This window comes from Micromonospora sp. NPDC047548 (genome assembly GCF_040642975.1).
Classification (GTDB): Bacteria; Actinomycetota; Actinomycetes; order Mycobacteriales; family Micromonosporaceae; genus Micromonospora.
Genome location: NZ_JBEYTI010000003.1, coordinates 185,770 through 210,389, shown reverse-complemented (window position 1 = coordinate 210,389; position 24,620 = coordinate 185,770). Strand labels below are relative to the sequence as shown.

The following is a 24,620-nucleotide window of genomic DNA, read 5'->3' as shown; positions in this document are numbered from 1 at the left end:
CGGGGGATTGGGCGCCCGGCGGCCTGCCGCCGGCCAGCGGGTGGCGACGCCCACCGGAAGGCACCCCTACCTGCGCCCGACCAGGGTGACTTGGGCAGAATGGTGAGATGACCGAGATCGACTGGGAGCGGCTGCGGGCCGCCGCCACCGAGGTGATGCGGCACGCGTACGTGCCGTACTCGAATTTCCCGGTCGGGGCGGCCGCCCTGGTCGACGACGGCCGGGTGGTGACCGGCTGCAACGTGGAGAACGCCGGCTACGGCGTCACCCTCTGCGCCGAGTGCGGCGTGGTCTCCTCCCTGCACGCCACCGGCGGCGGCCGGCTCGTCGCGATGTCCTGCGTCGACGCCACCGGCGAGCCGCTGATGCCGTGCGGCCGCTGCCGGCAACTGCTCTGGGAGAACGGCGGCCCGGAGTGTCTGATCGAGTCCAAGGGCGGTCCGCTGCGCATGGCGGAGCTGCTGCCGCACGCCTTCGACGTGGCCGACCTCGACGCGGTGACCGGGGAACACCCGGTCCCGGTGGTGCCGGACCGGCTGGCCGCCTGGCGGGGGCGGGGCACCGTCTTCGTGCACCCCGACATGTCCGCCGGCCAGCAGGTCTGGACGGCGTACTGGGAGCGGTCGGCGGGGGACGCCGAGGGCGCCGAGACCGGGGTGCTGGAGGAGGGCCCGAGCTGGGACGAGCCGGTCGAGGCGATCGCCTGGGGGCACGCCCGTACGCCCCGGGTGGTGGTGGTCGACGCAAGTGGCACCATCTTCTGGGCCGGCGAGGGTGAACCCCCGATGGAGATCCCCACTCGCTGGCCCGCCGGCTGAACCCTTCACGGCGTACCGCCGATCAGCAGAACTACCAAGCAGAGGAACTCGACGATGAGTGCTTTTACGGCGGTCGACGTCATCCGGACCAAGCGGGACGGGGGCGTGCTGAGCGACGCCCAGATCGACTGGGTGGTCGACGCGTACACCCGGGGACTGGTCGCCGACGAGCAGATGGCGGCGCTGGCGATGGCGATCCTGCTGCGCGGGATGACCCCGCCGGAGATCGCCCGGTGGACCGCCGCGATGATCGCCAGCGGCGAGCGGCTGGACCTCTCCCCGGTGGCCCGGCCGACCGTGGACAAGCACTCCACCGGCGGCGTCGGTGACAAGATCACCCTGCCGCTCACCCCGCTGGTCGCGGCGTGCGGCGGCGCGGTGCCGCAGCTGTCCGGGCGCGGCCTCGGGCACACCGGTGGCACGCTGGACAAGTTGGAGTCGATCCCCGGCTGGCGGGCGGCGCTGAGCAACGACGAGTTCATCTCCCAGCTGCGCGACGTGGGCGCGGTGATCTGTGCGGCCGGCGAGGGGCTGGCCCCGGCCGACCGCAAGCTGTACGCGCTGCGCGACGTCACCGGCACCGTCGAGGCGATCCCGCTGATCGCCAGCTCGATCATGAGCAAGAAGATCGCCGAGGGCACCGGCGCGCTGGTGCTCGACGTCAAGGTCGGCTCCGGGGCGTTCATGAAGTCCGTCGACAACGCCCGGGAACTGGCCCGGACCATGGTCGAGCTGGGCGGCGCGCACGGCGTGAAGACGGTCGCCCTACTCACCGACATGTCCACCCCGCTCGGCCTGACCATCGGCAACGCGGTCGAGGTGACCGAGTCGGTGGAGGTGCTGGCCGGCGGCGGCCCCGCCGACGTGGTGGAGCTGACCCTGGCCCTGGCCCGGGAGATGCTGGACGCGGCCGGCCTGCCGGACGCCGACCCGGCCGCCGCGCTGCGCGACGGGCGGGCGATGGACGCCTGGCGCGCGATGATCCGCGCGCAGGGCGGCGACCCGGACGCCCCGATGCCGATCGCCAACGAGGTCGAGGTGGTGCGCGCCCAGGCCGACGGCTTCGTCTCCTCCGTCGACGCGTACGCGATCGGGGTGGCCGCCTGGCGGCTCGGCGCCGGGCGGGCCCGCAAGGAGGACCCGGTCAGCGCCGCCGCGGGCGTGGTGCTGCACAAGCGCCCCGGCGACCCGGTCCGGGCCGGCGACCCCCTCTACGAGCTCCGCGCCGACCAGGCCACCCGGATCCCGGCGGCGCGGGCGGAGGCCGAGCGGGCGGTCCGCCTCGCGCCCTCCGCGCCGGGCACGTCGTCGCTGGTCATCGAGCGGATCGGCTGAACGGCCGAACGCCCGCGACCGGTCGGCCGGTGGGGGGACCTCGGCATGGTGCCGACCCTCTGCGGGCGCTATTCTCGCAGGCCAGGGGGACAGGTCGGCGGTGACGTCGGCGCGAGCAGACAGGGACTTTCGACCGTGTTGGTACCCGCCCCCGATCCCCGGGAAGTCCGTGAGGCGAGCCTGGACGAGCTGTCCCGGTTGCGCCTGCCGTTGCCGCCCGCCCAGTTCCCGCTGGTGTGGGAGCCCGGCGACGAGATCGAGTTGCGTCCCACCGGTGAGATCGAGGCGCGGATCGCGGTCCTGCACCTGATCCTGGCCCGCTGCTTCGGGATGCCGCCGCAGGCGGCGATGAGCTGGCTGCTCGACTCCCACCTGGTCGAGATGGTCACGCCGCCGGAGTGGCAGTTCGTGATGGGCGGCAAGGGCGACCACCGCTCGTTCGTGCTGCACCACGACGCGCTCTTCTCGCTGGCCTGGGTGCTCGGCCTGAGCAAGCAGCTCGACCCGACGATCCCGGTCGACGAGCGGCTGGTGGAGCGGATGCCGCACCTCTCCGCCGGGGAGACGTTCGGCCAGTGGCGGGCCCGGATCCTGGCCGCGCCGCAGCACCCGGCCGACGCCGCCGCCCTGCTCGACCTGCACTACTGCCTGGACTGGGCGTACCTGGAGTCGGAGCAGCGCGGCCTGGCCCTGCCGGGGCTGGTCGACGCCAACGCGATCGGTCAGCGGCGCTGGGCCCTGGAGTGGGCGGTGATGCTGCGCGGGCCGTACCACGAAGAGCCGCCGGGCTGGGAAGAGGTCGACCTGTCCACCTGAGCCCGGGTCAGCGCGGGCGCCAGACGGTGAGCCGGACCGCGGCGGTGACCGCGACCGGCTCGGGCAGCGTGGCGATCCGGGCGGCGAGCCGTTCCGGGTCGGTGTGCCAGGCGCTGGGGCCCATCCCGACCAGGGTCGCCACCTCGGCCCGGGTCAGCCGCAGCCGGGCCGTGTGCACGCCGTTGCGCTCCTCGGTGAAGTGACCGGCCAAACTGTCGGCGACCCGGTCCGCCTTGGCCGGATCCACCCGCAGCAGGTCGAGCGCGTCGACCAGTCCGGCGAGGTGCGCGTCGGTCGGGGTGACCACCAGCAGCGCCCCGGCCGGGTCGAGCACCCGGTGGAACTCCGCGCCGTTGCGCGGGGCGAAGACGTCCAGCAGCACGGCGGTCGAGGCGTCGGCGAGCGGCAGCCGCTGCCAGGTGTCGGCCAGCGCCGCCGCCGCCCGCGGGTGGGCCCGGGTTGCGCGGCGCAGCGCCGGCTTGGAGACGTCCAGGGCCAGACCCACGGCGTCGGGCAGCGTCGCCAGCACCGCGGCGAGGTGCCGGCCGGTGCCCGCCCCGGCGTCCACCACCAGCGGGTACGCCCCGACGCCCGGCTCCCCGTCCGCCCGCCGGCGGTCGGTCACCGGGGCGGCGAACCGCGTCGCCGCCTCGGCCAGCGCGGCGGAGATGACGTCGTAGTGCCCAGCGGCCAGGAAGTCCGCCCGGGCGGCCACCATCTCGGCGGTGTCCCCGACGTGCGGGGCGCGGCCGGTGAGCAGGTTGACGTACCCCTGTCGGGCGACGTCGAAGCTGTGCCGGCGCGGGCAGCGCAGCGCGCGGGTGTCCGGGGCCGCGGCCAGCGGTTCGGCGCAGACCGGGCAGCGCAGCCGCGCCACCACCTGCGGGTGCACCGCGCCCGCGGGCTGCTCGGGCGGGTGCGGCGCGGTCACCCGGTGAGCCTACGTGAGGGGATCAGGGGCCTGGCCGGGTGCGCGGTTCACGTCGACGCGCCGTCCGGGTGGTCGCGTCCCGGGGCCGCCCGGGGGCTGACTAGGGTCTGAGCATGGTCGCAATCCGATATGAGGACATCGTCAAGGTCCCCAAGGCGCTGCTGCACGATCATCTCGACGGCGGCCTGCGGCCGGCGACGGTCGTCGAACTCGCCGCCGAGGTCGGTCACGAGCTGCCCACCACCGACCCGGCGGCGCTCGGCCGCTGGTTCGTGGAGGCGGCGAACTCGGGTTCGCTGGAGCGCTACCTGGAGACGTTCGCGCACACCGTCGCCGTGATGCAGACCGCGCCGGCGCTGCGCCGGGTGGCCCGGGAGTGCGCGCTCGACCTGGCCGCCGACGGCGTGGTCTACGCCGAGGTGCGGTTCGCCCCGGAGCAGCACCTGGAGCAGAACCTCACCCTGGACGAGGTGGTCGAGGCGGTGGTGGCCGGCTTCGTGGAGGGCAGCGCGGAGGCCGCCGCGGCCGGCAACCCGATCCGGGTCGGCACCCTGCTGACCGCGATGCGGCACGCCGCGCGTTCCCAGGAGATCGCCGAGCTGGCGGTGCGGCACCGGGACGCCGGGGTGGTGGGCTTCGACATCGCCGGTGCCGAAGCGGGCTTTCCGCCCACCCGCCACCTGGACGCCTTCGAGTACCTCCAGCGGGAGAACTTCCACTTCACCATCCACGCCGGTGAGGCGTTCGGGCTGCCCTCGATCTGGCAGGCGATCCAGTGGTGCGGCGCGGACCGGCTCGGCCACGGGGTCCGGATCGTGGACGACATCACCCCCGGCCCGCAGCCGGTGCTCGGCCGGCTGGCCGCGTACGTGCGGGACAAGCGCATCCCGCTGGAGCTCTGCCCGTCGTCGAACGTGCAGACCGGCGCCGCCGCGTCGATCGCCGACCACCCGATCGGGCTGCTGCGCGACCTCCGGTTCCGGGTGACGGTCAACACCGACAACCGGCTGATGAGCGGCACCTCGATGTCCCGGGAGATGGCGCTGCTGGTGGACGCCTTCGGCTACGGCTGGAAGGAACTCCAGTGGTTCACCATCAACGCCATGAAGAGCGCCTTCATCCCGTTCGACGAGCGGCTGCGGATCATCGACGAGGTGATCAAGCCGGCGTACGCGAAGCTGCTGGCCTGATCAGTGGTGTGGGTGGCCGGCCACCAGGCCGGCCACCCGCCGCAGCACGTCCCGGGCGCGGGCGGCCTCGGCGCCCAGGCCGGTCTGCCGGCGCAGCACCGCCGGTTCGGCGCGCAGCAGCGCCACCCCGCGCCGCAGCAGGACCTTCGGCGCCTTGCGCTGCTCGGCGAGGTCGCGGGTCAGCCGGCGGACGAAGGTCGCCCCGCGCGGGCGACGCAGCGCGTACGCCCCGGCGAGCAGCCCCCGACGGCGGCACTCCTCGACGATCTCGGCGGCGAAGATCCCTTCGGCGACAAAAAGTGGCGATTCGGCCAGCTCGAATGGCCGGGTGGCCACCCGGCGGTCGGCACCGATCGCATAAACCGGCACTTCGGCCTTGCCCTCCCGGGCCAGTCGGGCAATCGTCTCCACGGCCGCCACGGCATCCCAGGACTCTGGTGAGTCCCAGTCCACCAGTTCGTTCTGGCGCGGCAACGTAGGGTCATCGCCGTCCTTGTAGAAGTCGTCCAGGCACAGCACCGGCAGTCCGGTTTGATGTGCTATATACGACTTTCCGGAGCCGGAAGGGCCGGCAAGCAGGACAACACGGTGACGGTATTCCATTACGTTCGGTAACTCCGGCCAGACGGATTGCTATCAAATTGCATCAACATCTCATCACACCCCCGGCGACCGCCAACCTGGGCTTTCTCTTTGGGGGGCGGCGTGATGGAATCTCGGTGGTCCGACCCGCCGGGTCGGCGCTGGGCGTTGCCCGGGGCAACGCGGGGACGCTGCGATCGCGAGGGCGGTGACGTGAGCAAACGGCCGAAGACGGCGAGCTCCTTCCTGTCGCGTCTACGCCGGCCGGCCGGCCGGCTCCGCGACATGCCGATCTGGTCCAAGCTCGGTCTGATCATGATCGTGCCGACCATCGCCACGGTCGTCGTGGGCACCAGTGGTCTGGTGGACCACGTGCAGACGCTCAACAATGCCAACCGGGCGGGCAACCTGGCCAACCTGATCGGTTACTCAGGTGACCTGGTCAACAGCCTCCAGGACGAGCGCACCAACGCCGTTCTGCTGCTGGGCGCGCCCGAGGGCCAGGCCCTGGAGCAGTACCGGGAGGCGTACAACCGGGTCAACCAGCGGGTCGACCAGTCCAAGGCGCCGTACTCGCAGGAGCGGCTGAAGATCAAGGATCTCCCGGCCAGCCTGGAGACGCTGCTGGACCGGATCGACCAGGATCTGAGCGACCTCCCCGGCACCCGCAGCCAGGTCTACAGCGGTCGGCTCAAGATCAGCAACGCGGTCGGGTCGTACGAGGGCCTGATCGAGCAGCTGATCAGCATCCGGGACTCGGCCACCCAGCTCGCCGGCGACAACGACCTGAGCGACCGGATGCGGGCCGCCGCCGCCGTCGCGCGGACCAAGGAGTTCCTGTCGCTGCGCCGGGTGGCGGTGCACCGGGTGCTTATCCAGAAGGCGTACATCGCGCCGCTGCGCGACGACTTCATCCGCAGCCAGGAGGGTGAGCGGCTGGCGCGGCAGACCTTCAATGCGGTCGCCAACACATCCGAGCGCGAGCTCTACCAGCAGACCGTGGCCGGCTCCGACCTGCGCCAGGCGGTGGTCTACAGCGACTTCATCAGTTCCCGTGACACCCAGAGCATCGCCGGGGCCGAGTTCGGCAAGGACCAGTGGGACGCGGCCATGGTCGCCAACGCCCGCCTGATCCACACTGTCGAGGTCAAGCTCGACGGCAACGTGGTCCGGCAGGCCGACGAGCTCCGCTCGAACGTGCAGCGCCAGGTCTTCCTGGAGACCGGCCTGCTGCTGAGCATGCTGCTGCTGGCGGTCCTCTTCGCGTACCTGGTCGCCCGGTCGATGGCCCGCTCCCTGCGCGAACTGCGCCAGGGCGCCCTGTCTATCGCCCAGTACGGCCTGCCGCAGGCGGTGGCCCGGCTGCGCGACCCGCAGGTCAGCGGGCAGCTCTCCCCGGCGCAGCTGGCCAACCAGATCGCCGAGCCGCTGCCGGTGCGCAGCAAGGACGAGTTCGGCCAGGTGACCGAGGCGTTCAACGCGGTCCACCTGGAGGCGGTCCGCACCGCCGCCGAGCAGGCCGCGTTGCGCTCCTCCGTCGCGACGATGTTCGTCAACCTCGCCCGCCGCTCGCAGATCCTGGTCGACCGGCTGATCGGCCACCTCGACCGGCTGGAGCGCGGCGAGGAGGACCCCGACCGCCTGGCCGAGCTGTTCCAGCTCGACCACCTGGCCACCCGGATGCGCCGCAACGACGAGAACCTGCTGGTCCTCGCCGGTGCGGACTCCACCCGGGTGCAGCGCGAGCCGGCCCCCCTGATCGACGTGCTGCGCGCCGCGCAGTCCGAGGTCGAGCACTACACCCGGATCGAGTTCGGGGTGATCGACCGGGACATCGAGGTCGCCGCGCACGCCGTCAACGACATGGTGCACCTCGTCGCCGAGCTGTTCGACAACGCGACCGCGTTCTCGCCGCCGGACTCCCAGGTCATGGTGGAAGCGCGCCGCATCGGCGACCGGGCCACCCTCTACGTCGAGGACCATGGCATCGGCATCAGCTCGGAGCAGCTGGGCGACCTCAACGAGCGGCTCGCCACGCCGCCCCAGGTGGACGTGGCCGTCTCCCGGATGATGGGCCTGGTCGTGGTCGCCCGGCTGGCGTCCCGGCACGGCGTCAAGGCCGAGCTGCGTCCCGGCTCCGACCGCGGCACGGTCGCCGAGGTCACCATGCCCACCTCCGTGCTGGTGCCCCGGGCACTGGCCGGTCGTGGCCAGTTTGCCCCGGCGCTGCCCGCGGCCGCGTCCGGCCCGCAGCAGCCCGGCCCGGCCCCGACTTTCGGCGCCCTGCCCGCGCTGGGCAACGGCCCGGTGCTGACCCCGCGGTCCGGCGAGTCCGGCAACCAGGTCACCCTCGGCGGGCGGCCGTTCGACCCCGCCCCGCGCAACGGCTCCCCGGCCAACGCCGGCGGGACCATGCCGGCCTGGTCGGACCTGACCGGCGCCAACGCGGTCAACGGCAACGACAGCTTCACGCCGCGGCCCTCCGACGGTCAACAGATCGACCCGCTGCCGCAGCGGCGGTCGTCCGGCGACGATGATCAGGTCACCGGCCAGCAGCCGGCGATCCCGCGGCAGCTGCCGAGCAGCCCGGAGACCCGCCCCTACAGCGCGCCCCCGCTGCCGCCGATCTCGGCCTCGCCGTACTCTGGTCCGCCGGTGTCGGCTTCGCCGTATTCCGGTCCGCCGGTGTCGGCTTCGCCGTACTCGGGTCAGCCGGTGTCGGCTTCGCCGTACTCGGGTCAGCCGGTCTCGGCCGCCCCGGTCTCCGCCCAGCCGGCCTCTGCGCCGCCCCGGCAGACCCCACCGGGCCCGACCGCCCCGCCGGCCTGGCCGCCGGTGGCCAACCCGGAGCCGGCCGCCCCGCCGGTGCCTGAGCGGCTCGCCGCCGCGCTGGACATGACCACCGAGCTGCCGCGGGTGGCGCGTCCCGAGCAGACTCAGCCGCCCGTCCCGCCGGCCGTGCGGCAGCCGACCGCGCAGCCCGCCGCGCCGCAGGTTCGCGCGGCGCAGCCGCCGGCACCGGTCAACCGGCCGCCGACCCCGCAGGAGACGGCCAGCCGGCAGCGGTACGCGGACGAGACGATGGAGCTGCCGATCTTCCGGGAGCTCGAGTCGGCTTGGTTCCGTACCCGTAAGCCGGGCCCGGAGGAGGCGGCCGGCGCGGCCGCCAAGGCAGCAGCCAACGGAAGCGCGACCCAGCAATTGCCCGCCGTCGACGCCGCCGGTCGCTCCGTCCCGCACACCGCACCACGGACGACAGGTAACACACCGATGGCAAACACTCCGATGGCCGGAGGGACGCCGCGCGACACCGGGCCGGCGACCAACGGAGGCGGTCGCCCCGGTCCGGCCGAGGCCCTGCCCAACCGCCGGCCCGCCCCGCAGTCCGCAGGCTGGCAGACCGCGGCCGACGAGGGCTGGCGTGCCGCCGTGTCGGCCTCCGAGGTGCCGGTGGCGGCCACCACCCAGACCGGCCTGCCGAAGCGGACGCCGATGGCGCAGCTCGTCCCCGGTGCGGTGGAGAAGCCGACCACCTCGGTACAGCGGCGTACGCCGGAGGCGGTGCGCGGTCTGCTGTCGGCCTACCATCGCGGCGTGCAGCGCGGGCGCAGCAACCCCTCGGACAGCAACCCCACCAGCTCGGAGGCAACTCCGGGAGGGCAGCAATCCTCGCAGTCCGGCTTCGGCCGGGCGGCCGGGAGCGGGCAGAAGGAGCAAGAAGGATGACAACTACGCAGGATCTCGGTTGGCTGCTGGCCAACTTCGCCGACCGGGTGCCCGGTGTCGCGCACGCGGTCGCCGTCTCCGCGGACGGCCTGCTCCTCGCGTCGTCACGGGACCTGCCGCGGGACCGGGCCGACCAGTTGGCCGCCATCGCCTCCGGCCTGGTCAGCCTCACCCAGGGCGCGGCCCGCTGCTTCGAGGGTGGCGCGGTGCTGCAGACCGTCGTCGAGATGGACAACGGCTTCCTGTTCCTGATGTCCATCTCCGACGGTTCCTCCTTCGCGGTACTGGCCGCTCGCAGTTCTGACGTGGGCCAGGTCGGCTACGAGATGGCTCTGCTGGTCGACCGGGTGGGTGATGCGTTGACCCCCCAGCCCCGCACGGCGGTCGGGATGATGGGCTGACCGAGCTGACCACCGGGTCGGCACGGCAGCAATGACACGACAACAACGACGGGTTCCACCGGGCGCGAGCCGGTGCCGGGTACGAAGGAGGTGAGCGGCGAGATGTCCGATCGTGACGAACCGACCGGAGCGTTGGTCCGTCCATACGCCGTGACCCGTGGTCGTACCCGTCCCCGGCTCGACATCGCCATGGAGGCGCTCGTCGAGACGACGGTGCGCGGTCGCGCCGCTGCCAGTGGCAACGGCGGTCAGGGCCGGGAACACCAGTACATCGCCGCACTGTGTGACGGACGTGTGCAGTCGCTCGCCGAGATCGCGGCGCGAATGCAGCTTCCGCTGGGTGTGGCCCGGGTGCTCATCGCCGACATGGCGACGGACGGCCTGGTCGCGGTCCACGAGCCGACCATTTTGGACGACTCCGACGACGCGGTGGGCACTGAACTGCTGGAGAGGGTGCTGAGTGGACTTCGCAGGCTCTGACATGTCGCACCGGCCGCCGGCCCCGAGCGGGCGCGTGACGTCGGCGAAGATCGTTATCGCCGGTGGATTCGGCGTCGGCAAGACGACGCTGGTCGGCTCGGTCTCGGAGATCACGCCGCTGACCACCGAGGCCATCATGACCTCCGCCGGCGTGGGCGTCGACGACACCCGGCAGGTGCCGGGCAAGACGACGACCACAGTGGCGATGGACTTCGGCCGGATCTCGATCGACCGGGACCTGATCCTGTACCTGTTCGGTACGCCGGGCCAGACCCGGTTCTGGTTCATGTGGGACGAGCTGGTCCGTGGCGCGATCGGCGCTGTCGTGCTGGTCGACACCCGTCGGCTGGCCGACTGCTTCGCGGCGATCGACTTCTTCGAGCACCGGCGGCTGCCGTACCTGGTGGCCATCAACTGCTTCGACGGGATGCAGTACCACGACCCGCAGGACGTCCGGGACGCGCTGGCGATCTCGACCGACGTGCCGGTGGTGGCCTGCGACGCCCGTAACCGGGAGTCGACCAAGCACGTGCTGATCTCGCTGGTCGAGTACGTGCTGACCATGCGCCGTTCGCGCACAGCCGCTCCGGCCTGACCGGCCTCGACGCGCCCGGTGGCGGCTTCGGCCGACGTCGGGCGCGTCTGCGCGTCCACGGCCGGTCGTGTCCGGAGTGGGCGGGCCGGCACCTGGACGGCGGCCGGGTGGGGCCCGACCTGGCCCCGGGGGGGTCAGGAGACCCGGCCCCGGGGGTCAGGAGACCCGGGCCCAGCTATCCTGGGTGAGCTGGTAGACGCCAAGCGAGTCGCGCTCCATCCCGCCGTGCCGGATCGGCGCGAAGGCGTACCACCCGGCCAGCCCTTCGGTCACCTGCGTCTGGAGGTACGCCCGCAGCCGTCCACGGTCGACGCTGCTGGCCAGCCGGGCCGCGTCGGCGATGAGCTGGAGCGCGTCCGAGGCGTAGGGGGCGAAGCCGCTGAACCCGCCGTACTGCTGGATGTAGCGGAGCACGAAGTTCCGTCGCTCCAGTGCGGCGGTGGTGGTGCCCGTGAGGGTGGCGCCGGCCAGGCAGGTCGGGTGCACCGCGTACGCGCCCTCGACGGCGGTCGCGTTGCTGCCCTGCACGGTCTCCTCGGCCACCGCGGCGGAGTCGAAGAAGAGCGGACCACGCCAGCCGGCCCGGCGCAACCCGCGGGCGGCGCCGCCGCTGTCCGGAGCCGCCGCCCACACCACCACCCCGTCGGGTCGACCGGCCACCGCCTGCCGCGCGGCGGAGGTGGACTCGGCGCCGGTGCGGGGCAGGCGTACGGTGCGGTCCAGTTCGACCCCGACGGCCCGCAGCGCGGCCGCCACGGCCCGGACGCCGGAGTCGCCGTGCAGGCCACCGGCGGCCAGCAGGGCGACCCGCTTCAACCCCTGCGAGCTGATCAGCCGGGCCAGCCGTCGGGCGACGTCCACCGCGTCCGGGGTGAGCTTGTAGATGAACGTACGCTGCGCCAGCGGCAGTACGATGCCGTCCCCGGGCGCGAGCGAGACGAAGGGGGTCTGGAGCCGCTGAGCCACCCCGACCACCGACATGGCGGTCTCGGTCAGCGTGGTGCCGAGCAGGGCGTGCACCCGGTCCTTTTGGATCAGTTCGGTGGCCTGCTGGGCGGCCAGGCGCGGCTCGCTGCGGTTGTCCCGCACCAGCAGCCGTACGCTCCGGCGCAGGTTACCCACCGGCACCCGGTCGACGTTGATCTTCTCGAGGGTGATCTGCAGGGCGCGTTCCTGGAGGACCCCGAGGGCGGCGCCCCGACCGGTGAGCTCCAGGCTGACCCCGATCAGCAGCTCCGGGCCGCCCGGCGAGGCGCTGCCGTCCGGCTTCGTCCCGTCCTGCGTCTCCGCCTGCCCGCAGGCGCTCAGCAGCAGGCTGCTGGCCGTCGCGGTGAGCACTCCCCGGCGGGTGAGCGCGGAGGAGTCGATTGCCGGTGTCGCCATTGGAGTCGCCTTCCCACCCCGGCGTCACCTGCCGCCGGCGGTTCCGACGGTATGCTTCCGGCCGCCGCGACTCGGCGTCAAATTATCCGGGTGTGGGCAGAAACACGCAGGTGGAAAGCGCTTTGAGCACGCTCAGGAACGGTAGCCCGCGGACCGGAACTCGTATTCGTGGTCGTCGTCGCGCTCGGCCGGGTCGCGGCTGAAGTCCCAGCCGCCGGCCGACTCACGACCCGGCCGCCCGCCGACCGCGAACCCGCCGATCTCCTGGCCGCGACGCCAGCCGCGGAAGTAGCCGGTGGTGCTCTCGGCGAGGCTCGCCGCGTCGCGGACGATCCGCAGTGGACGCTCCTCGCGCAGCGGCGACCCGGGCACCAGGTTGGCCTGCGGAACCCGCTTGGGCAGGCCGGCGGTGGTCTCCGCGCCGACGGCCGGGCGGGCCGCCTGCTCGGCGGCCTGCCAGCCGGTGTCCGCGGTGGTCGACCAGTCCAGGTCGGACTCCTCGCTCTGGCCGACGAACCAGGCGGACCTGGCCTGCGCGAAGATCAGCAGGTCGCCGTCGCCCTCGTCGGAGATCGGCGGGGGTCGGTGCTCCATCGGCGCGGGCCGGCGCTCCGGCTCCGGCCGGCGCTCCGGCTCCGGCCGATCAGCGCGGGCGGCGCGCCCGGAACGGCTCGCCTCCTCCTGGTCGACCAGCCGCAGCGGGGGCGTCTCCAGGCGCGGGTCGGTGCCCGGGTGCAGACTGTCGCGCAGCGCCCGGTCCGCCAGCGGCGGCGGCTCGACGAGCCGCAGCATGGGCGGCTCCTGCGGCAGGTCGTCGGCGAGCCACGGCGGGGTGACCCGCCGGTCCGAGCCGGGGTCGGTCGGCGCGTCCACCTGCCGGCCGGCCCGCTCGCCGTACGGCGGCACGACCGGATTGTTGGCGGAGCTGTCGGCCGGGTCCTCCGGGTTGTTGACCAGCGGCCAGTTCGCCCGGGAGCCGGGCGGGGCGGACTCGGCCTCGGGGCGCGGGATCGGCACCGGGACGCTCAGGTCGGTGGCGCTGAAGCCGCCGGTGGGCGCCGACAGCGCGCCGTTGGTCTTCGGGCGGGGCGGGATGACCGTGCGCTGCCGCTCGGCGCGGGCGCTGTTGATCGCCGCCGTGGTCAGGGTCGGCCGGAACGGCTCGCCCGCCTCGGCGGGGGGCACGTTACCCCGCTGCGCCGGGGCGATCGGCGTGATGCCGGGCGGAGGCGGGGGCGGCGCGGAGACCGGACGGTTGGTCGGGGCGTCCACGCCCCGGCGGACCAGCGGCATGCTCGGGTCGGTGCCACGGCGGACCACGGGCATGCTCGGGTCGGTGCCCCGGCGGACCAGCGGCATGCTCGGGTCGGTGCCACGGCGCACCACGGGCATGTTCGGGTCGGTGCCCCGGCGGACCAGCGGCATGTTCGGGTCGGTGCCCCTGCGGACCAGCGGCATGTTCGGGTCGGTGCCCCTGCGGACCACCGGCATGCTCGGGTCGGTACGGGAGGGCGGGGCCGAGGTCGGGGTGGTCGCCGCGGCGGCCGGGGCGACCGGCGCCGGCGCGACCGGTGGCGGTGCGATCGGGGCGGGTGCGACCGGCGGCGGACCGAGCGGCCGGGGCGGGGTCGGTAGCGCCCCGCCGGAGACCGGCTCCGGGCGGGTGCGCCAGCCGGAGGGGGCGGGGTGCTCGGGCTCGGCCGGCCGGACGGGGCGCAGCCCCGCCGCGGTGCCGCCGAGGCCGGACAGGTCGCCGATCGGCTCGCCGCGCCGGGCGGCGGCGCGCCGCCCGGGTGCCGGAGCCGGCGTGGTGACCCAGGCGCTGAGCGCGCCCACCAGCGCCTCGCAGCCGGCGTCGCAGGCCCGCACCGAGGCGACCGCCTGACGGACGGTCTCCGCGACGGCGGAGGTGAGTACTCGGTTGACCGTGGCCCGGCGGGGGGTCTCGGAGATGGCCACCCGCAGGGCGGTCACCGCGGCGTCGATCTCGTCGGCCTCGGCCACGCCGTCGGCGGCCAGGTGCGCGGCCACCGCGTCCGCGGCGACCGAGACGTCGCCGCCCTGGGCGGTCGCGCCGCCGAGCATGCCAGGCTCGGGGAGGGCGTCGAGCACCGCGAGCGACACCCGCTCGGCCGGGTCCGGATACGCCCGGAGGGCCGCCGGGTAGAGCTCGCGCAGCACCTCGCGCAGCGCCACGGCGGCCGAGTGGCGGCCGGTGGACAGGGCCGCGTGTGCGGCCAGGACCTGCTTGAATCCGGCCAGGTCCCGGGGCGCCGGCAGGGTGACCGCGGAGAGCGCCCCGGCCTGGAGGGCGCGGGCCAGGCCCACCGCCCGCCGCTCGGCCGGCGCGGACTGCATCTCCTCCAGGGAGTCGTCGTCGGCGAACCGCTCGGCGAAGTCGTCGACCGAGTCGTCGTCGGCGATCGCGAGTGGACGTCCGGCGGCGCTCAGCAGCGAGGTGACCGTGTGGTCGTCGCTGTCGGCCGCGATCGCCGCGCCGCTCGGCCCGCCCGAGCGCTCCACGAGCAGCGCGACCAGCTGGGCGTAGCCCGTCGGGTCGTCACCGATCTCGCAGACAAGCAGCAGACGGCCTGCATCGTCGACCACAGCGGCCGTCAGCGTCGATCCGGCCGAGGCCGGTCGGTCGGCCGGATCCGCCGAGGCCAGACCGCAGTACACGCGCACGAGCGCCACGGCGTCGTCCTCCTCCCGGGACACAGGTCTTTTCTCTGCCAGAGACTGATGCTCCCCGCTCGGGGTCAGTCGCGCCAGTCCACGACAGCAGAGATCTTGCCGACAATGGTGCGCCAACCCAAGCTTGCGGTTTGTGCCCCGATCTTCTTGAGGCGCCGCCGGCCGAGGAAACCACCGATTCCGCCGTTGACAGTCGCCCGCAGCGCCTCGTCCAGGTCATCCAGGCTGGAGCCGGCGGAGAGCATGTCGAGCACCGCGGGTAGCTGCAGCGCGTACGACAGGTCACGGGCCGCCTCGCCGGCCTCGATCAGCAGCGTGGGATCCCACGTGTCGTGCCCGCCGCGCAGGTTCTCCACTACCAGGTCCAGCTCGTACGTGTCCTCGTCGAGCGGCGCGATGTCGGCCGGTTCCACCCGTTCGGACAGTTCATTCCAGCTGTCCAGTTGGGACATGTCGTTGGGTGCGCCGGAACGGATGAAACTGACCAGCGCCTCGGGGGTCTTGAAGAGCAGCAGCCGCCCCTTGTGGGTGAGGAAGACCGGCACCTCCTCGTCGCCCGCCGCGTCCTGCTCGTCCTCGTCCTCGTCCTTCGCCTCGGACTCCTCGTCCTCGTCCTCGGCGGCGTGCTTGCGACCCGCGGGCCGGCCGTCCTCCTCGTCCTCGGCGGAGAGCGCGGCGAACTCCTCGTCGAGGATCACCACCTCCTCGTCCTCGCCGTCCTCGGTCTCGACGACCTGACGGCGGGCGAGGAACGGGTCGTCCTCGTCGCGCTCGGTGACGTCGGTCGGGGTCAGGTCTCGCGCCGGCCGGTACGCGCGCAGCGTGAAACCGGTGCCGGCGGGGAGGGCGATCTCCACCGGCTCGATCCGCAGCTCGTCCCAGAGGGAGCGGTCGGCCGAGCCGCGCTCCACCTCGGGCTCGACCGGCCCGTCGGTGGCGTCGAGCTCGGGCTCGTCGGCGTCGGGCCGTTGGGGCGACTGGCGGGCCACGCTGACCTCCGTGTGCGTCGGGTTGCCCACTCGCCGACACTTCCGGTCGGCTAGTGACTCTGGGCACATACCCTAGTGGGCGGCCCGGCGGCAGCGGACCCCGCACCCCGCTGGCGGTCCGCACGGCTGACAAGTAGCGTTGCTACGCATGAGGGCTCAGGCGCTGCACGGACACCTCGACGCGCTGCTGCTCGCGGTGCTGGAGCAGGGCGGACTGCACGGTTACGCCATCATCGAGGCGCTGCGGGCCCGCAGCGACGGCAACCTGGACCTGCCCACCGGCACCATCTACCCGGCGCTGCGCCGGTTGGAGCGGGCCGGCCACGTGGCCAGTTCGTGGAGCACGGTCAGCGGCCGGGAGCGGCGCACGTACGAGCTGACCGACTCCGGTCGCGGGGCACTGGCCGGCGAGCGGGCCGGCTGGCGCGAGTTCAGCGCGACGGTCGGCCGCTTCCTCGGCCCCGACACGCCCCCCACCGTCCCGGCCTGACCGCAACACCCCGGTGCCACGCCGCCCGCCCCGCCCGCCTTGGTACGTCATGATCTTCTGCACTTCTCCGACGGTCGAGCCGGCGTGTCGAACCGGAAACGTGCAGATGATCACGGGACGGTCCAGGTCGCGCGCCGCGGCCGCGGCGGGTCAGTGGGCGGCGCGCAGCCAGCAGCGGGCGGCCCGGGCGAGGGAGAAGTAGCCGGCGCCGACCACCACCGCGCCGACGATCATCGGGGGCCAGGTCAGGGCGGCGTCCCAGAGCTTCACCGACCAGGCGAACAGGGCTGCCCCGACGACCGCGCCGAGTGCCAGCGCGCCGGTCAGGCCCAGCCCCAGCAGCCGGCCGGCCATCGGCACGCCGGCCCGACCGCGGCGCGCCGCGCCCACCCCGAGCGCCAGCCCGGCCAGCGCGAGCCCGGCCACGGCCAGCCAGATCCAGTTGACCGACGCGGAGAGCAGCAGGTAGCCGGCGGGTGGTCGGGGCCCGTCGCTCCAGCTGGAACCCCGCCAGGTGAGGTCGCCGGCGACGAGCAGGGCCAGGGCCACCGCGAAGGCCCGGAGCGACAGCCCGCGCAGCGCCGCCGCCGCCAGCTCCGCCTGGTAGGCCGGCACCAGCTGCGCCGGCGCGCCGAACTCGGCCACCGCGCGCCGCTCGGCCTCCGCCGCCGACAGCCCGCTCTCCCGGTACGCCTCGGCGGCGTCGTCCAGCGCGTGCCGCAGCTCGACGATCAGCTCCGCCTTGAGTCGGGCCGGCCCGCGCAGCCGGTCGTCCAGCTCGCGCAGCCGGTTTTCCACCCGTACCTCGTCACACCCCCGCATGGGGCCACCCTGCCACGAGGACAGGTCCGCCGCGTCGGGGAGATTCCCGGAACCGGGCTCAGGGGGCCAGGGCCAGGTACCCCCGCTCGGCCGCCGCCTGGAGCAGCCACTGGTCGCGGTACCAGCCCGGGGTGGCCATCAGCTCGGCGTGCCGGCCGCGCTGGGTCACCCGCCCGGCGTCGAGCACCACGATCTCGTCCAGCCCCTCCAGGCCGCTGAGCCGGTGGCTGATCAGCAGCACGGAGTGCTCGACCGGGGTGGCCGCCAGCGCGGAGGCGAGCACCGCGTCGGCGGCGGCCGGGTCGAGCCCCTCGGTGGGCTCGTCGAGCACCAGCACGGCCGGGGCGGCGAGCAGCGCCCGGGCCAGGGCGAGGCGCTGCCGCTGCCCGCCGGAGAGCTGGCCGCCCTCCTCGCCGACCACCGTGTCCCAGCCGTCGGGCTGGTCGCGTACCCAGTCGAGCAGGCCGGCCGCCCGGGTCGCGGCGGCCAGTTCCTCCTCGCCCGCGTCGGGTCGGCCGAGCAGCAGGTTCTCCCGCACCGAGGCGTGGAAGACGTACGCCTCGGCGAGCAGCCCGCCGATCGCCCGGGGCAGCTCCTCGGCCGGGTACGCCGACAGGTCCACGCCGGCCAGGGTGACCCGGCCGACGTCGGGGCGTACCGCGCCGGTGAGCACGGCGGCCAGGGTGCTCTTGCCGGCGCCGCTCGGGCCGACCACGGCGACCCGGCGGCCGGCCGGCAGGGCCAGGTCGATCCCGTCCAGGGCCGGGGCGGCGCCCTCCCGGTAGCGGACGGTCACCCCGTCGAACCGCACGTCGTGCCCCGCCCGGCCGATCACCGTCGCCCCGGTCTCGGCACCGGGCGGGGGGAGGGGGGTGTCGAGCAGCGTGGCGACCCGGCCGAGGCCGGCGCGCAGCTGGGTGCGCTGGCGGGCCGCGCCGACCAGGGCCAGCGCGATCTCCACCGCGGTGAGGGTGCCGACGGCCAGCACGCCGACCAGCACCCCGCCGACTCCGGCGCGCAGCGCGGCGAGCACCACGCCGCCGGCGGTGAGCCCGGCGACCAGCACCCCGGCCGCGTCGACGGCGAATCCGGTCGCGGCGAGGCGGCGTTCCAGCCGGGCCAGCCGGTCGGCGCGGTCGGTGGCGGCGCGCAACGCGTACCCGGTGGCGCCGAAGGCGGCCAGGTCGGCGGCGCCGTGGGTGAGGTCGACGGCGTCGGTGGCGAGTGCCCCGCGCAGCGGCGCGACCTCGTCGGCGGCCCGCCGGGTGAGCGCGGTGGCCAGCGCGGGCAGCGCGACCCCGGCGACCAGCAGGCCCACCGCGAGCACGCCGCCCGCGGGGAGCGAGACCAGCGCGGCCCCGCCGACGGCCAGCAGGCTCACCAGCGCGGCGGCGGCGCCGGGCACCAGGACCCGCAGCAGCAGGTCCTGGACGGCCTCCACGTCGGAGACGAGGCGGCTCAGCGCGTCCCCGGACCGCTGTTCGGCGGGCCCCCGGCGGGCGGCCAGGGTGGCGAAGACCCGGGCCCGCACGTCGGTGATCATCCGGAGTACGGCGTCGTGGCCGGCGAGCCGCTCGGTGTAGCGGAACACGCCCCGGCCGATGGCCAGCGCCCGCACGGCGACGATGGCCACGGTCAGCCGGTCCAGCGGCGGCCGGCCGGCGGCGCTCATCAGCAGCCAGGTCGCGGTGGCCATCAGGGCCAGCCCGGCGAACTCGGTGGCCGCGGCGAGCAGCCCCGCGCCGACCAGCCGGCCCAGGTACGGCCGGGCCAGCCGCAGCACGGTCCGCTCCGCTCCGGCGCGGGCCGGGACGGCGCCGCCCGGCGGCGGGGGCAGTTCGGCCGCTGTCGGGCCGCCGGTGTCGCGGCCCTCCGGGCGTACCGGTCCGGTGGTCATCGGGTCGCCTTTCCGGCCGGTGTCGGGGTCAGCTCGGTGACCCGGCCGTCCTCCACGCGCAGGATCCGGTCGGCGTTCTCCAGCAGCGCGGGCCGGTGCGCGACCAGCAGCGCGGTACGCCCCGCGACCAGTCGCCGGGTGGCGGCCAGCACCACCGCCTCGCTGGCGCTGTCCAGCCGGGCGGTCGGCTCGTCGAGGAGCACCAGCGGGGCGTCCCGGAGGAAGGCCCGGGCCAGCGCGACCCGCTGCCGTTGCCCGCTGGACAGGCCGTGCCCGCGCTCGCCCAGCGTGGTGGCCAGCCCCTCGGGCAGGGCCGCGACCACGTCCTGCAACGCCGCGTCGGCGACCGCCCGGGCGAGCGCCGGGTCCGGGGTGTCGGGGGCGCCGAGGCGGATGTTGTCGGCCAGCGAGGCGGCGAAGAGGTGCGCCCGCTGCGGCACCCAGGCGACCTGCCGGCGCCAGGCGTCACCGTCGACGTCGGCCAGGTCGACGCCGTTGACGGTGACCCGGCCGGAGGTGGGGGTGACGAAGCCGAGCAGCAGGCCGAGCAGGGTGCTCTTGCCGGCGCCGCTCGGCCCGATGACCGCGATCCGCTCGCCCGGCCGGATGGTCAGGTTGACTTCGCGCAGGGCGATGGTCCGCTCGTACGCCACGGTCACGTCCGCGAACCGGATCTCGCCGCGGCCGTCCGGCGCCGGGGCCCGCTCGCCGGCCGGCGGGGCGGCGGCCGGGGCCGCCGAGACGGTCAGCGCCTCGTCCAGCGCGGTGAGCCCCTCCATGCTGGCGTGGAACTTGCTGCCGGCCGCCCGCAGCGGCAGGTACGCCTCCGGGGTGAGCAGCAGCACCAGCAGCGCGGTGGAGAGGGTGATGCCGCCGCCGAGCAGCCGGATGCCGACCGGCACCGCGACCAGCGCCACCGACAGGGTGGCGACCAGTTCCAGCACCAGCGCGGAGAGGAAGGCGATCCGCAGGGTCTTCATGGTGGCGACCCGGTGCCCGTCGGCCATCCGGCGCACCACGTCGGTCTGGGCCCGGGCCCGGCCGAAGGCGCGCAGCGTGGGCAGCCCGGCGACCATGTCGAGGAAGTGACCGCCGAGCCGCGACAGCCGCCGCCACTGCCGTTCGGTGGCGGCCTGGGCCTGCCAGCCGAGCAGCGCGCCGAAGACCGGGATCAGCGGGATGGTCAGCGCGATGATCAGCGCCGAGCCCCAGTCGGCGAACACCAGCCGGGCCAGCACGGCCACCGGCACGGTCACGCTCAGCACGAGCTGGGGGAGGTAGCCGGTGAAGTAGGCGTCCAGCGCGTCGAGGCCGCGCCCGGTGAGGGTGGCGAGCTGCCCGGCCCGCTGCCCGGCGACCCAGCCGGGCCCGTGCCGGCCGACGGCGGCGAGCAGGTCGGCGCGGAGCGTCGCCTTCACGGTGGCTGCGGCCCGCGCCGCGACGGTGCCCTGCGCCCAGGCGACCGTGGCCCGGGCAGCGACGGCGGCGACGAAGCCGGCCAGCGCGACCGTGTCGAGCCGTCCGTGGATCGCGGTGGCCAGCAGCGCGGCCAGGGCGGTGGCCTGCCCCACGACCAGCAGCGCGGTGAGCCCGCCGAGGACCGCGAGCACGGCGAGGTCGCGCCGGGCCGCGGGGACCCGACGCAGCAGACGCGGGTCGAAGGGACGGCGGTTCACCAGTACACCGGTGCCCTGCCGTCGGTCCGTCCCCGGAACACCCACCAGCACATTGCCTGAAAGCCTAGTAGGGCCGGCAGGAGCGGCAGCGCGAGCCAGCCCAGAAGCCGCAGGGTGGGGCCGCTGGCCGCCGCGTCGGCGACGCTCAGCGAGGCGGCCGGGTCGACGGTGGAGACCAGCACCCAGGGCCACAGCGTCGCGCCGACCAGCGCCACCGGCAGCGCCAGCGCCACGCCGGTGGCGGCGAAGGCGATGCCGGGCCGCCCCCGGCCGAGCGCCGCCCGCGCCACCAGCAGCGCCGCGACCAGCGCAAACGGCAGGAGTGCGGCGGCCAGCGGGCGCGCTGCGGCGGCGCGTACCCGGTCGGAGAGCAGGCCGAGGACGGTGGCCGTGGCGACCGCGGCGAGCGCCACCGGGACCAGCCGGCGGGCCAGCCGGCCGACTGCCGCGGCGTCGGCGGCCGGCAGCCGGAGGGTGAGGAACGTCGCACCGTGCACCGCGACCAGGGCGAGCATCGCGAGCCCGGCGGCGGCGGCGAACGGCGTGAGCAGGTGGGTCACCCCGGCGACGTGACCGTCGGCGTGCCGGGGTACGCCCTGGAGCAGCCCGCCGAGCAGCGCGCCCCAGCCCAGCGCGGCGAGCGCGCTGCCGGCGACCACCACCCGGTCCCAGTGGGCGCGGGCCCCCTCGGCCGTCGGCCGGCTGCGCAGCTGCACCCCGGCGGTCACCAGGATCACCCCGGCCAGCGCCCCGACCACCGCCGGGTAGAAGCCGGAGAGCAGCTCGCCCTCCAGGGTGGGGAAGGCGCCGAAGAGGATGCCGACGGCCGCGACCAGCCAGACCTCGTTGCCGAGGAAGAACGGGCCGAGCGCGGTGAGCGCGGCGCGCCGGCGGGCCGGGTCGGCGTCCCGGGCGAGCAGCAGCCCGACGCCGTAGTCGTAGCCGCCGAGGACCAGGTACGTGGCGAAGAAGAGGCCGAGCAGGGTGTACCAGGCGAGTTCCACGGTCGTCTCCCTCTAGGCGAAGGCGGGCTCGGGGCGGGCGTCGTCGTTCCGGGTGCCCGGCGGGCGGCCGAGCGCGGGGTCGGCGGCGCCCCGGGCGGCGTGCCGGGCGAGCAGCGTCCAGTTGGTGACGGCGAGGGCGCCGAGCAGCAGGCTGAAGCCGATCAGCGAGGCGAGCATCACCCCGGCGTCGACCCCGGAGACGGCCCGCTCGGTGGGGAGCAGCCCGTACGCCACCCAGGGCTGGCGGCCGACCTCGCGGGCGATCCAGCCCAGGATCACCGCGACGAAGGGGAGCGGCAGGGCGAACAGGACCAGCCAGAGCGGGAAGCGCAGCCGGATGATCCAGTCCCGCCAGAGCAGCGGGAGCAGCAGCCAGACGCAGCCGAGGGTGAAGCCGATCAGGATCATGAAGCCGAGCCCGACGCTGGAGAGCACGGGCGGGCTGTAGTCGCCGGGACCGAACCGGGCGGTCCACTCGACGACCAGCGCGTCGGCGGCCGGCCCGCCGCCGAACTTGGTGGGTTGCACCTGCCCGACCGGACCGAACTGGGCGAAGCCGAAGCCCTGCACCAGGGTGACCGCGAGCGCGGCGGTGACCAGCCCGATCCGCAGCGAGGTGCGGAACAGCGTGAAGTCCGGCGTACGGCGGATCAGGTGCCAGGCGCTGACCGCGGCCATCAGCACCCCGCCGGTGAGCAGCGCGGCGGCGACCACGTGCCCGAACGCCATGCCGAGGGTGGGGTTGGTGAGCAGCGCGGTGAAGTCGGTGAGGTGGGCGATGCCGTCGCGCAGCTCGTACCCCACCGGGTGCTGGAGCCAGGAGTTGGCCACCATGATCCAGAAGGCGGAGGCGTACGCGGTCAGCGCGACGCCCCAGAGCAGCGCGAGGTGCACCCCGCGGCGCAGCCGGTGCCAACCGAAGATCCACATCCCGAGGAACGTGGACTCCAGGAAGAACGCGACCAGCGTCTCGATCGCCAGCGGCGCGCCGAAGACATTGCCGACGTAGCGCGACAGTCCGCTCCAGTTCAGCCCGAACTGGAACTCCATCACGATGCCGGTGGCGATGCCGAGCACGTAGTTGATCACGTACAGCTGGCCCCAGAAGCGGGTCAGTCGCTCCCAGGCCGGATTGCCGGTGAGGAACCAGGCCGTCTGCAGCCCCACCAGCAGGGTGACCAGGCCCAGGGTGACCACCACGAAGAGGAAGTGGATCGAGGTGGTGGTGGCGAACTGCAGGCGCGCGAGGAGCAGGGTGTCCATGACCGCTCTCCAAGGGTTGGCTCGCTTGTCGTAGCGAGCCTACACGTAGCTTCTCTACGCATCGCTACTACGGCGAGCCGAGGCCGGTCCGGATCAGCTGAGGAAGAGGGAGATCGGCAGCGCCGCCAGGGTGGTCGCCACCGCCAGCGCGGCGGCCCCGATCACCCGCGGCGGGCGGTCGGCCACCATCAGCCGCTGCACCCGGGCGTCCAGGTCGCGGTCGCCCAGGCCCAGCGCGCCGGCCGGGGTGATCCGGTCCTTGCAGGCCGCGAAGCGGCGCAGGGCACCGGCCAGCGGCGCCTCGGCATGCAGCTCGCGGGCCTTGTCGTCGGCCCGCATCTCGACCAGCAGGGCGACCCGCTCGTGCGCGTCGCGCACCCAGCGGAACCAGGGCAGCGCCCGGCAGAGCGCGGTGAACGGCAGCAGCACCAGGTCGTGCCGCTCCTGCGCGTGCGCCCGCTCGTGGGTCAGCACCGCCGCCAGCTCGGCCCGGTCCAGCAGGCTCAGCGTGCCGGCGCTGACCACCACCCGGGGCTTCACCCCGGGCAGGCAGTACGCCGCGGCGCTCGGGTGGTCCAGCACCAGTGCACCGGGCACGGTGGGGTCCCGGCGGGCGACCAGCGTGAGCAGGTCCCGGTGCCGGCGCTGCGCGCGGACGGTCGCGTGGACGCTGCGGACGGTCGTGGTGAGCAGGACCGCGCCGATGCCGAAGCCGATGCCGACCAGCCCGAGGTGCACGGCGCCCAGCCCGGCCGGGAGCGTGCCGTGGCTCAGATCGGTGGCCAGGGCGAGCAGGGCGCTGCCGGTCGGCTGGCCGTACGGGGCCAGGCCGAGCGCCATCGGCAGGCCCATCGCGGAGAGGCCGAGCGCCAGCCCGACCGCCTGCCAGCAGACGATCGCCACCCGGGGGGCGCGCCACGTCCAGGTGGACCCGGCCAGGACCTGTGCGGTCAGGTAGCAGGCCAGCATCGGCGCGGCGAAGTGCACGGCGAAGGCCACGGCTGCCGTCCCTACCGGTCCGTCGCCTCGTCGGCGAGCCTCGCCCGGCCGGCCCGTGGGTCCTCGACCCGGTCGGTCAGCCCGGCCTCGGCGCCCAGCGCCGCGCGGAGCACGTCCGCCTCCGTCCCGGTGACCGAGTGCGCGAAGCGGACCAGCGCCGCGTCCCGGCTGCCGCCGAGGTCGAGCGCGTCGAGCATGAGCTGGGCGATGTGCGCCTCCCGAGTGGCCGTGGCCCGGTAACGCCAGGCCCGTCCCTCCCGCTCGCGCTGCACCATGCCCTTGCCGGCGAGCCGGTCCAGCACCGTCATCACCGTCGTGTACGCCAGCTCGCGGCCGTCCAGGGCGTCGGCGACCTCCCGCACGGTCACCCCACCCGACGTGGCGGGCACGGAGTCCCACAACACGTCCATCACCGCACGCTCAAGATCGCCCAGCCGAGTCACGCCGCCAATCCTACCCCCCGTAGTAGAGCGCCCGACCCAACCCACCGATCCGTCCACCCGCACCCCGGCAAGCTCTGAGCACGGAA

At 74.6% G+C, this 24,620-nt stretch carries 21 protein-coding genes; 9 read left to right on the top strand and 12 right to left on the bottom strand.

Features of this window, described 5'->3' with window-relative positions; all coding sequences use genetic code 11:
- Nucleotides 1–107: 107 nt before the first annotated feature.
- From ABZ807_RS04425 to ABZ807_RS04415, 3 genes are all read left to right on the top strand, one after another.
- Nucleotides 108–818 (top strand): cytidine deaminase, encoded by a 711-nt coding sequence (locus ABZ807_RS04425; RefSeq protein ID WP_357152739.1) that lies wholly within the window; start codon nt 108–110, stop codon nt 816–818.
- 54 nt (nt 819–872) lie between these two features.
- Nucleotides 873–2,153, top strand: coding sequence for a thymidine phosphorylase (locus tag ABZ807_RS04420; protein WP_357152736.1), 1,281 nt, complete (start codon nt 873–875; stop codon nt 2,151–2,153).
- 135 nt (nt 2,154–2,288) lie between these two features.
- Nucleotides 2,289–2,969: a DUF4272 domain-containing protein gene (locus ABZ807_RS04415; protein WP_357152733.1), complete on the top strand. Its 681-nt coding sequence runs from the start codon at nt 2,289–2,291 to the stop codon at nt 2,967–2,969.
- Between the two features lie 7 nt (nt 2,970–2,976).
- Here the strand turns inward: ABZ807_RS04415 and ABZ807_RS04410 are convergent, their stop codons facing one another.
- A complete protein-coding gene (locus ABZ807_RS04410; protein ID WP_357153069.1) occupies nt 2,977–3,861 on the bottom strand; it encodes a putative RNA methyltransferase in 885 nt (294 codons plus the stop codon).
- A gap of 152 nt (nt 3,862–4,013) precedes the next feature.
- On the opposite strand from ABZ807_RS04410, the gene ABZ807_RS04405 reads away from it, so the two are divergent.
- Entirely contained in the window at nt 4,014–5,090 is a 1,077-nt protein-coding gene (locus ABZ807_RS04405) for an adenosine deaminase (protein WP_357152730.1), read from the top strand.
- Here the strand turns inward: ABZ807_RS04405 and ABZ807_RS04400 are convergent, their stop codons facing one another.
- On the bottom strand, nt 5,091–5,609 hold the full coding sequence (locus ABZ807_RS04400; RefSeq protein WP_357152727.1) for an ATP-binding protein: 519 nt from the start codon (nt 5,607–5,609) through the stop codon (nt 5,091–5,093).
- A 276-nt stretch (nt 5,610–5,885) separates the two neighbouring features.
- Between ABZ807_RS04400 and ABZ807_RS04395 the strand changes: the two genes are divergently transcribed.
- The 4 genes from ABZ807_RS04395 to ABZ807_RS04380 all read left to right on the top strand — a co-directional run bounded on the left by ABZ807_RS04395 (nt 5,886) and on the right by ABZ807_RS04380 (nt 10,874).
- Nucleotides 5,886–9,398, top strand: coding sequence for a nitrate- and nitrite sensing domain-containing protein (locus ABZ807_RS04395; protein WP_357152724.1), 3,513 nt, complete (start codon nt 5,886–5,888; stop codon nt 9,396–9,398).
- Nucleotides 9,395–9,799: a roadblock/LC7 domain-containing protein gene (locus ABZ807_RS04390; RefSeq protein ID WP_132186590.1), complete on the top strand. Its 405-nt coding sequence runs from the start codon at nt 9,395–9,397 to the stop codon at nt 9,797–9,799. Before ABZ807_RS04395 ends, ABZ807_RS04390 begins: the two co-directional genes overlap by 4 nt.
- A gap of 102 nt (nt 9,800–9,901) precedes the next feature.
- Nucleotides 9,902–10,279 carry a DUF742 domain-containing protein gene (locus ABZ807_RS04385; RefSeq protein ID WP_357152721.1) on the top strand — a complete coding sequence of 126 codons (378 nt, stop codon included), beginning with the start codon at nt 9,902–9,904 and terminating at the stop codon, nt 10,277–10,279.
- A gap of 1 nt (nt 10,280) precedes the next feature.
- A complete protein-coding gene (locus tag ABZ807_RS04380) occupies nt 10,281–10,874 on the top strand; it encodes an ATP/GTP-binding protein (protein WP_357152718.1) in 594 nt (197 codons plus the stop codon).
- 156 nt (nt 10,875–11,030) lie between these two features.
- On the opposite strand, the gene ABZ807_RS04375 is transcribed toward ABZ807_RS04380, so the two are convergent.
- From ABZ807_RS04375 to ABZ807_RS04365, 3 genes are all read right to left on the bottom strand, one after another.
- Nucleotides 11,031–12,257 carry an ABC transporter substrate-binding protein gene (locus ABZ807_RS04375; RefSeq protein WP_357152716.1) on the bottom strand — a complete coding sequence of 409 codons (1,227 nt, stop codon included), beginning with the start codon at nt 12,255–12,257 and terminating at the stop codon, nt 11,031–11,033.
- 132 nt (nt 12,258–12,389) lie between these two features.
- Complete coding sequence (locus ABZ807_RS04370) at nt 12,390–14,975, bottom strand: transposase (protein WP_357152713.1); 2,586 nt, start codon at nt 14,973–14,975, stop codon at nt 12,390–12,392.
- A gap of 41 nt (nt 14,976–15,016) precedes the next feature.
- Complete coding sequence (locus ABZ807_RS04365) at nt 15,017–15,970, bottom strand: DNA primase (RefSeq protein WP_357152711.1); 954 nt, start codon at nt 15,968–15,970, stop codon at nt 15,017–15,019.
- Between the two features lie 118 nt (nt 15,971–16,088).
- Between ABZ807_RS04365 and ABZ807_RS04360 the strand changes: the two genes are divergently transcribed.
- Nucleotides 16,089–16,430, top strand: coding sequence for a helix-turn-helix transcriptional regulator (locus ABZ807_RS04360; RefSeq protein WP_357152708.1), 342 nt, complete (start codon nt 16,089–16,091; stop codon nt 16,428–16,430).
- A gap of 150 nt (nt 16,431–16,580) precedes the next feature.
- Here ABZ807_RS04360 and ABZ807_RS04355 read toward each other — a convergent pair whose 3' ends face one another.
- The 7 genes from ABZ807_RS04355 to ABZ807_RS04325 all read right to left on the bottom strand — a co-directional run bounded on the left by ABZ807_RS04355 (nt 16,581) and on the right by ABZ807_RS04325 (nt 24,534).
- Nucleotides 16,581–17,252 (bottom strand): permease prefix domain 1-containing protein, encoded by a 672-nt coding sequence (locus tag ABZ807_RS04355; protein ID WP_357152706.1) that lies wholly within the window; start codon nt 17,250–17,252, stop codon nt 16,581–16,583.
- Nucleotides 17,253–17,310: 58 nt separating this feature from the next.
- Nucleotides 17,311–19,149 (bottom strand): thiol reductant ABC exporter subunit CydC, encoded by a 1,839-nt coding sequence (gene cydC, locus ABZ807_RS04350; RefSeq protein WP_357152703.1) that lies wholly within the window; start codon nt 19,147–19,149, stop codon nt 17,311–17,313.
- Entirely contained in the window at nt 19,146–20,825 is a 1,680-nt protein-coding gene (gene cydD, locus ABZ807_RS04345) for a thiol reductant ABC exporter subunit CydD (protein ID WP_357152700.1), read from the bottom strand. The genes cydC and cydD overlap by 4 nt, the downstream gene beginning before the upstream one ends.
- Nucleotides 20,822–21,829 carry a cytochrome d ubiquinol oxidase subunit II gene (gene cydB / locus ABZ807_RS04340; protein WP_357152697.1) on the bottom strand — a complete coding sequence of 336 codons (1,008 nt, stop codon included), beginning with the start codon at nt 21,827–21,829 and terminating at the stop codon, nt 20,822–20,824. Before cydB ends, cydD begins: the two co-directional genes overlap by 4 nt.
- A gap of 12 nt (nt 21,830–21,841) precedes the next feature.
- Entirely contained in the window at nt 21,842–23,092 is a 1,251-nt protein-coding gene (locus ABZ807_RS04335) for a cytochrome ubiquinol oxidase subunit I (RefSeq protein ID WP_357152694.1), read from the bottom strand.
- A 93-nt stretch (nt 23,093–23,185) separates the two neighbouring features.
- Nucleotides 23,186–24,091 (bottom strand): M56 family metallopeptidase, encoded by a 906-nt coding sequence (locus ABZ807_RS04330; protein ID WP_357152691.1) that lies wholly within the window; start codon nt 24,089–24,091, stop codon nt 23,186–23,188.
- A gap of 11 nt (nt 24,092–24,102) precedes the next feature.
- A complete protein-coding gene (locus tag ABZ807_RS04325) occupies nt 24,103–24,534 on the bottom strand; it encodes a BlaI/MecI/CopY family transcriptional regulator (protein ID WP_357152688.1) in 432 nt (143 codons plus the stop codon).
- Nucleotides 24,535–24,620: the final 86 nt, after the last annotated feature.

Bases quoted from the DNA above. Each gene is read 5' to 3' on its own strand.
- cydC (WP_357152703.1), bottom strand. From the start codon at position 19,149: ATGACCACCGGACCGGTACGCCCGGAGGGCCGCGACACCGGCGGCCCG.
- ABZ807_RS04355 (WP_357152706.1), bottom strand. From the start codon at position 17,252: ATGCGGGGGTGTGACGAGGTACGGGTGGAAAACCGGCTGCGCGAGCTG.
- ABZ807_RS04420 (WP_357152736.1), top strand. From the start codon at position 873: ATGAGTGCTTTTACGGCGGTCGACGTCATCCGGACCAAGCGGGACGGG.
- ABZ807_RS04375 (WP_357152716.1), bottom strand. From the start codon at position 12,257: ATGGCGACACCGGCAATCGACTCCTCCGCGCTCACCCGCCGGGGAGTG.
- ABZ807_RS04425 (WP_357152739.1), top strand. From the start codon at position 108: ATGACCGAGATCGACTGGGAGCGGCTGCGGGCCGCCGCCACCGAGGTG.
- ABZ807_RS04405 (WP_357152730.1), top strand. From the start codon at position 4,014: ATGGTCGCAATCCGATATGAGGACATCGTCAAGGTCCCCAAGGCGCTG.
- ABZ807_RS04335 (WP_357152694.1), bottom strand. From the start codon at position 23,092: ATGGACACCCTGCTCCTCGCGCGCCTGCAGTTCGCCACCACCACCTCG.
- ABZ807_RS04390 (WP_132186590.1), top strand. From the start codon at position 9,395: ATGACAACTACGCAGGATCTCGGTTGGCTGCTGGCCAACTTCGCCGAC.
- ABZ807_RS04380 (WP_357152718.1), top strand. From the start codon at position 10,281: ATGTCGCACCGGCCGCCGGCCCCGAGCGGGCGCGTGACGTCGGCGAAG.
- ABZ807_RS04385 (WP_357152721.1), top strand. From the start codon at position 9,902: ATGTCCGATCGTGACGAACCGACCGGAGCGTTGGTCCGTCCATACGCC.
- ABZ807_RS04360 (WP_357152708.1), top strand. From the start codon at position 16,089: ATGAGGGCTCAGGCGCTGCACGGACACCTCGACGCGCTGCTGCTCGCG.